Raw genomic sequence first — 4654 nt, forward strand, 5'->3', positions numbered from 1 at the left:
TCAAAATGCTTAAGTTACTGAACCGCCGTATACGGAACCGTACGTACGGTGGTGTGAGAGGTCGGTAGCCGAACTAATCGGCTACCTCCTACTCGATTACGAACGAGTAAGTCAAACAGGTTGTCGATGCAGGTCGCCTTACCGTTCACCAAACTTGGCCCGGACCGCGGCTACAGTAGTCGGTTTGTTAAGAACCACAATCTTTGGCGGGAACTCGTCGATTGCTTTAACAAATAAGACCGGCTTATCACTGGTTAGGTCGCTCATGGCCACAGCCACCAGGCCACGGCGCTCACCACAAGATAGGGCAGAAAAGCTAGTCGTTCGCCGCGGTGTGCCCGACTCAACGCCAGTCCGCAAGCAAGCAACAGCCAGTGGGCGGTGGCGGAGAGTCCCCATAATAAGGTATAGCTGAGTAGCATGTCTAGGTCGCCGTCGCCAATCGTCGGCTTCGACCAGCGCGGCCACAGCCACCGGATGAGGGCAAAGAGACTGCCGCCAATCACCCAAGCGGCGAGTGGTTGATGGATCAACACGATCCCTAGCGCCAGCCAACTCACCCAACCGGGAAATGTTTGACACTGCGCATCACATAACGCGGCGAAGGTCCAGAGTCCCAGCCATAGGACGACCCGTAGACTAAAGGGGGTCGCGATGGTCGTGGCCAGCAGCCCGGTACTAACTTCAAAAATGAGGGTGATTGGGGGGATGCTTGCCGTGCAAGTCTGACATTTCCCCCGCACCAGCAAGTAACTCGCCACCGGCACCAATTGCCAGTAGGCCAGGGGCGTTTGGCAGGTGTCGCAGTGGGAACGGGGAAAGAAATAGGATGTTCCACGGGCGTAGCGACTGGCCAGCGCCACCAACAAAGAGCCACAGCAGGCCCCGTAAATAAAGAGAATTGGGATTAACATCGTCATCACCTCTAAGACTTAACTCCGTGAAGCGTGGTGAAATATTTGTGAGAAATCCCGAAAACCTTTATTGACATGGGTTTTCAGGCGTGGTATTCTATTAAAGGTGCTTTTCGCAGACAGGTCTCGGGTATTCACTACCAGACATGCTGACTGACGGCGGGAGGGACACTTCAATTGAACCCGCGTCTGAGTGTCTTTTTTCTTTAAGAAAAAATGAACCACCTGGATGTGTGGACTAAACTCAAGAATAGGAAAGGAGGACTATTTAGATGCCTACTATCAACCAATTGGTGCGTAAAGGTCGTAAATCTAAAAGTTCTAAATCAGATGCCCCAGCTTTAAACTACGGGTATAACAGTTTCAAAAAAGCTCAAGTTAAGAATCCAGCTCCACAAAAGCGTGGGGTTGCTACTCGTGTCGGTACCATGACACCAAAGAAGCCTAACTCAGCTTTACGGAAATATGCACGTGTGCGGTTGTCCAACTTAATTGAAGTGACTGCTTACATTCCTGGTATCGGTCATAACCTTCAAGAACATAGTGTTGTCTTAATCCGTGGTGGCCGGGTAAAGGATTTACCTGGGGTTCGTTACCACATCATCCGTGGTGCGCTCGATACTGCCGGTGTGACTGACCGTCGTCAAGGTCGTTCCAAGTATGGGACTAAGAAGCCTAAGGGCTAAGACGAACTATTAGACTGACTTGCACGGTTGCCGTCAAGCAGTCTGAAACAACATTCGAGGAGGATATTAACAATGCCTAGAAAAGGAAACGTACAAAAGCGTGAAGTCCTTCCTGATCCAATTTACAACTCAAAGTTGGTTACTCGTTTGATTAACCACACGATGATGGATGGGAAACGTGGTACTTCTACTAAAATCATTTATGGTGCCTTCGACATCATTAAGAACGAAACTGGTAACGATCCAGTGGAAGTCTTCGAAGAAGCAATGAAGAACGTTATGCCAGTCTTGGAAGTTAAGGCTCGGCGTGTTGGTGGGTCAAACTACCAAGTTCCAATCGAAGTTCGTCCAGATCGTCGGACCACTTTAGGTCTTCGCTGGATGGTTCAATACTCCCGTTTACGTGGCGAACACACCATGGTTGAACGCTTAGCGCGTGAAATCATGGATGCTGCCAACAACACGGGTGCAGCTGTTAAGAAGCGTGAAGATACGCACCGGATGGCTGACGCTAACCGTGCCTTCGCACATTACCGTTGGTAAAAAGCAGCTATTACACTGCATTGCCAGCAGTGTGATAAAATGTTGGAGCGAGGTGTTACTGACACTTTCGTCTCTGGCTTAAGGGATTTTTCCTTTAATCGAGAGGTGGCTACTTAATCAGAGTGATGATAGTAGCCACCTTTTGGCACAAGCAACCTATGATCATATTGAGAGGAGTTACACATTAATCATGGCTAATACTCGTGAATTTCCGCTTGAGAAGACGCGTAACATTGGTATCATGGCTCATATCGATGCCGGTAAAACGACGACTACTGAGCGTATCCTGTATTATACTGGTAAGATCCACAAGATTGGTGAAACCCATGATGGGGCTTCACAAATGGACTGGATGGAACAAGAACAAGAACGGGGAATTACGATCACTTCCGCTGCAACGACTGCGGAATGGAAAGAACACCGGATCAACATCATCGATACCCCAGGACACGTTGACTTCACGGTTGAAGTTGAACGTTCCTTGCGGGTCCTTGATGGTGCGATTGCCGTCTTAGATGGTCAAGCCGGGGTTGAACCTCAGACTGAAACGGTTTGGCGTCAAGCCTCCGACTTTGATGTTCCCCGTATCGTTTTCGTTAACAAGATGGATAAGCTGGGGGCCGACTTTGACTTCTCAGTAAACTCCCTCCACGAACGTCTCCAAGCCAATGCCGTTGCTTTGCAAATGGCTATCGGTGCCGAAGATGACTTCGCCGGTGTTGTTGACTTAATCGAAATGAAAGCTTACATTTACGACAAGGATAAGTTAGGTTCTTCATGGGATACGGTTGAAATTCCTGATGACATGAAGGAAGAAGCCCAAAAGCGTCATGAAGGCATCATCGAAAGCGTTGCTGACGTTGATGATGAAATCATGGAAAAGTACCTCGAAGGTGAAGAAATTACCAAAGAGGAACTGAAGGCTGCTATCCGTCGGGCAACGTTACGTTTGGACATGTTCCCTGTCTTTGCTGGTTCTGCCTTCAAGGATAAGGGTGTTCAGATGTTGATGGATGCCGTTATCGACTACTTGCCATCACCATTGGACGTTAAGCCATACAACGCCACGGTTCCTGACACTGATGAAGCCGTTACGTTACGTGCAAACGATGACGATCCTTTCGCTGCCTTGGCTTTCAAGGTTGCCACCGATCCATTCGTTGGTCGTTTGACTTACATCCGGGTATACTCCGGGACTCTGGAAGCCGGTTCTTACGTGCTGAACTCCACGAAGGACAAGCGTGAACGTGTTGGTCGTTTGCTGCAAATGCACTCAAACCACCGTCAAGAAATTCCAGAAGTCTTCTCCGGTGATATCGCTGGTGCCATTGGTTTGAAGAACACCACCACTGGTGACTCTTTGACTGATCCTGATCACCCATTACACTTGGAATCAATGAACTTCCCAGATCCTGTGATCCAGGTTGCCGTTGAACCTAAGACGAAGGCTGACCAAGACAAGATGAACAACGCTCTGCAAAAGCTGTCTGAAGAAGATCCTACTTTCAAGGCTGAAACTAACCCTGAAACTGGTGAAACGCTGATCGCTGGGATGGGTGAACTTCACTTGGACATCATCATCGACCGGATGAAGCGTGAATTCAAGGTTGAAGCGAACATTGGTGCACCTCAAGTTGCCTACCGTGAGGCCTTCACGAAGTCAACTAAGGTCCAAGGTAAGTTCGTTCGTCAATCCGGTGGTAAAGGTCAATATGGTGACGTTTGGATCGAATTCACCCCTAACGAACGTGGTAAGGGTTACGAATTCGAAGACGCCATCGTTGGTGGGGTTGTTCCTCGTGAATTTATCCCTTCAGTTGACCAAGGTCTGCAAGAAGCCATGGCAAACGGTGTCTTAGCCGGTTACCCATTGGTTGATGTTAAGGCCAAGTTATACGATGGTAGTTACCATGAAGTCGATTCTAGTGAAGCAGCCTTCAAGGTTGCCGCTTCCTTGGCTTTACGGAATGCCGTTAAGTCTGCTGGTCCCGTTATCCTGGAACCAATCATGAAGGTTGATATCCTGGTACCAGAAGAATACATGGGTGATATCATGGGTCAAGTTACCGCACGTCGTGGTAAGGTCGATGGTATGGAAGCTCGTGGGAACGCACAAATGATTCACTCCTTCGTTCCGTTAGCCGAAATGTTCGGTTACGCGACGACGTTACGTTCTGCTTCTCAAGGTCGTGGTACCTTTACCATGACGTTTGACCACTACGAACCAACGCCAAAGAGTGTTCAAGCTGATATTATCAAGAAGAATGGCGGTACTCCAGTCGAAGACTAGGGTCGCGTGATTCTCTGAAACGAAACGTCCTGCCTTAGGGTGGGGCGTTTTTTTGTGCCGTCGGATGCCCGTATCGATGGTAAACGTAGCAGTGAGGTGCCGGTGATGAGGTGCCGGAACGCGGTAAGCACCTAATAACTGACCGTCTATGATTGATGGTCGCAAAACGATATGATTACCTCATCAAATAAATTGGTGAGGTTTTTGTTATGGATAAACCA

At 48.8% G+C, this 4654-nt stretch carries 5 protein-coding genes; 3 read left to right on the forward strand and 2 right to left on the reverse strand.

The window, feature by feature from the left end; genetic code table 11:
- Positions 1-138: 138 nt before the first annotated feature.
- On the reverse strand, positions 139-267 hold the full coding sequence (locus HEQ50_RS12915) for a hypothetical protein (RefSeq protein WP_255459907.1): 129 nt from the start codon (positions 265-267) through the stop codon (positions 139-141).
- Positions 264-914, reverse strand: coding sequence for an A24 family peptidase (locus HEQ50_RS12355; RefSeq protein ID WP_168900803.1), 651 nt, complete (start codon positions 912-914; stop codon positions 264-266). Before HEQ50_RS12355 ends, HEQ50_RS12915 begins: the two co-directional genes overlap by 4 nt.
- A gap of 272 nt (positions 915-1186) precedes the next feature.
- On the opposite strand from HEQ50_RS12355, the gene rpsL reads away from it, so the two are divergent.
- From rpsL to fusA, 3 genes are all read left to right on the forward strand, one after another.
- Entirely contained in the window at positions 1187-1600 is a 414-nt protein-coding gene (rpsL, locus tag HEQ50_RS12360; RefSeq protein ID WP_011668504.1) for a 30S ribosomal protein S12, read from the forward strand.
- A gap of 72 nt (positions 1601-1672) precedes the next feature.
- Positions 1673-2143, forward strand: a complete 471-nt coding sequence (gene rpsG / locus HEQ50_RS12365) for a 30S ribosomal protein S7 (RefSeq protein WP_020090150.1) — start codon at positions 1673-1675, stop codon at positions 2141-2143.
- A 190-nt stretch (positions 2144-2333) separates the two neighbouring features.
- Complete coding sequence (fusA, locus tag HEQ50_RS12370; RefSeq protein ID WP_168900804.1) at positions 2334-4433, forward strand: elongation factor G; 2100 nt, start codon at positions 2334-2336, stop codon at positions 4431-4433.
- Positions 4434-4654: the final 221 nt, after the last annotated feature.

Source organism: Lactobacillus sp. HBUAS51381 (genome assembly GCF_012641095.1).
Lineage (GTDB): Bacteria > Bacillota > Bacilli > Lactobacillales > Lactobacillaceae > Levilactobacillus.

Coding starts and splice junctions, on each gene's coding strand:
- HEQ50_RS12915 (WP_255459907.1), bottom strand. CDS start 267: ATGAGCGACCTAACCAGTGATAAGCCGGTCTTATTTGTTAAAGCAATC.
- HEQ50_RS12355 (WP_168900803.1), bottom strand. CDS start 914: ATGTTAATCCCAATTCTCTTTATTTACGGGGCCTGCTGTGGCTCTTTG.
- rpsL (WP_011668504.1), top strand. CDS start 1,187: ATGCCTACTATCAACCAATTGGTGCGTAAAGGTCGTAAATCTAAAAGT.
- rpsG (WP_020090150.1), top strand. CDS start 1,673: ATGCCTAGAAAAGGAAACGTACAAAAGCGTGAAGTCCTTCCTGATCCA.
- fusA (WP_168900804.1), top strand. CDS start 2,334: ATGGCTAATACTCGTGAATTTCCGCTTGAGAAGACGCGTAACATTGGT.